The sequence below is a fragment of the Peribacillus psychrosaccharolyticus ATCC 23296 genome, from assembly GCF_000305495.1.
GTDB classification, from domain to species: domain Bacteria; phylum Bacillota; class Bacilli; order Bacillales; family DSM-1321; genus Peribacillus; species Peribacillus psychrosaccharolyticus.
This window is the reverse complement of record NZ_AJTN02000094.1, coordinates 1-1,816: the sequence shown is the minus strand read 5'-3', so window position 1 is coordinate 1,816 and position 1,816 is coordinate 1. Positions and strand designations below refer to the sequence as shown.

At 37.5% G+C, this 1,816-nt stretch carries 4 protein-coding genes; 1 reads left to right on the top strand and 3 read right to left on the bottom strand.

What is annotated here, in order from left to right; translation table 11 throughout:
• Window positions 1-247 (top strand): LysR substrate-binding domain-containing protein (locus tag WYK_RS06165; protein WP_040373686.1); only part of this gene is annotated, 247 nt, incomplete at its 5' end.
• Between the two features lie 48 nt (window positions 248-295).
• On the opposite strand, the gene WYK_RS06160 is transcribed toward WYK_RS06165, so the two are convergent.
• The 3 genes from WYK_RS06160 to WYK_RS06150 form a co-directional block, all read right to left on the bottom strand.
• Window positions 296-871 (bottom strand): DNA-3-methyladenine glycosylase I, encoded by a 576-nt coding sequence (locus WYK_RS06160; RefSeq protein ID WP_040373685.1) that lies wholly within the window; start codon window positions 869-871, stop codon window positions 296-298.
• Between the two features lie 129 nt (window positions 872-1,000).
• A complete protein-coding gene (locus WYK_RS06155; RefSeq protein WP_040373684.1) occupies window positions 1,001-1,228 on the bottom strand; it encodes a YdbC family protein in 228 nt (75 codons plus the stop codon).
• Window positions 1,229-1,816: hypothetical protein (locus WYK_RS06150; protein WP_040373683.1), on the bottom strand; the 588-nt coding region annotated here is incomplete at its 5' end.

Sequence of the window (1,816 nt, the reverse complement as noted above, 5' to 3'; positions counted from 1 at the left end):
GAACAGACGATTCTTTTTTCAATCCTATAATTCCGAAGTCATTAAAAAATCAGTGATGGCTGGGTTAGGTGTCAGTATTCTTACTAACTTGATGATTGAGGAGGATCCCTATATTTTAGACGGAAGGATGAAGGCCATTAAGCTAATCGGATACCCATTCCAAATGCCGCTATCTTATAGCTTAATATATCATCAAGATTTACGAAAAAGCCCGCTCATTCAAAAGCTGGCAGCGTATTTCGATTAATTTTAATGAAGAGATCTTTAATTAGATGATCTCTTCATTTGTCCTTTTTTAACGTGTTTTAACGTGAGAGGGATGGCAGAAACAATCGATCGTGTGATCATTAATCATTCCGACTGCTTGCATATAGGAATAACAGATCGTGCCGCCTACAAATTTAAAGCCATCTTTTTTTAATTGTTTACTCATTTTGTCACTTAACTCAGTGGATACCGGCATCTCTTTCATTGATTCCCACTCGTTGATAATTGGAGAGCCATCGACAAAACTCCAGATATAATTTGAAAAGGATCCGTATTCTTTTTGCTTTTGTAAGTACGCGTGTGCATTGCTTACTACGCTTTGGATTTTCAATTTATTCCGAACAATCCCCGGATTTTCTCGTAACGATTGTAATTTCTCATCTGTATAGTGAATGATTTTCTCCGCTTCAAATTGATCAAAAGCTTCACGATAATTTTCTCGTTTTTGTAGAATCGTCCACCAGCTTAGTCCTGCCTGTGCTCCCTCTAAACAAAGCATTTCAAATAACAGTCGATCATCATATACTGGTACCCCCCATTCCTTATCATGGTACTCCATATATAAAGGTTCTTTTTCGGTAACCCACTTACAACGTTTATTCATTGATAAACATCCCCTCTCTAAATTTATCCCGAACATATATTCTTGTTTTATAATAGAGCGAGAATACTGAAAAGTCAACATTCCAAACAAATAAAAACGCAGAGACTCAGTAACTCTCTGCGTAAATTTTTACTCAATGCTATCCAGATTGTTTAGCCCTTTCTTTAGCTCTATTATTTCTTCTTTGGATAAGGTGATTCCTTTTCCCATTTTCTCGTGATCGGGTGCCCATTCACGTAAATCATATTTAGGGTCCCTTCCATTCCAGCTGATCAGATTTAATTCCTTTTTCCACCCTTTTGTGGATTCGGACAATACAGCAATCTTCTCGATAATTTCATACTTGATTTCTGCCATTCAGAATCTCTCCCTTTTAGAAAAATAGTTCTTAATCATTTCTTTCATTTGCTCTTTATTTTCGGCAAATTGTCTATGTCGATGCCCGTTCCCTCCGGATGGATGCGGAAATCCAGTGAGCGTTGTGGATGGATCAAGCTCCTCATGTTCAGTTAAATAATCCAGTACTTTAGAGACATTGACTCCTAACGGAATAATGAGTGGCCTATCGAGCGGTTTTATTTCCTCAGCAAAGCCGTTCACAACATATTTTTTTAACGTTTCATTCTTTATCATACTGGGTGTTGTCCCACTGTAATTTTTCCCATTATAAAAAACCGGATACTTTATGACCGAAGTCGTATGGACCAAATCGTTTGCTTTGTTGAAAAGCTCCATCGTGGAAGACAGCCCTAGGTATTCATGTAATCCTAACTCATCTAACATACGCACCAAGTTTATTCGCATCGGTCCTTCAAAACTTGATCTCTTTTTTACTTCTTGAAGAATTTCTTCGTCCGTCATTGACTTGTCCTTTGTATCAATGACCGTTGAAAATGAACGTTTCATTTGATGTAAACCAGGTGTGATGCCGACAATCATGACTTT

Coding starts and splice junctions, on each gene's coding strand:
- WYK_RS06155 (WP_040373684.1), bottom strand. CDS start 1,228: ATGGCAGAAATCAAGTATGAAATTATCGAGAAGATTGCTGTATTGTCC.
- WYK_RS06160 (WP_040373685.1), bottom strand. CDS start 871: ATGAATAAACGTTGTAAGTGGGTTACCGAAAAAGAACCTTTATATATG.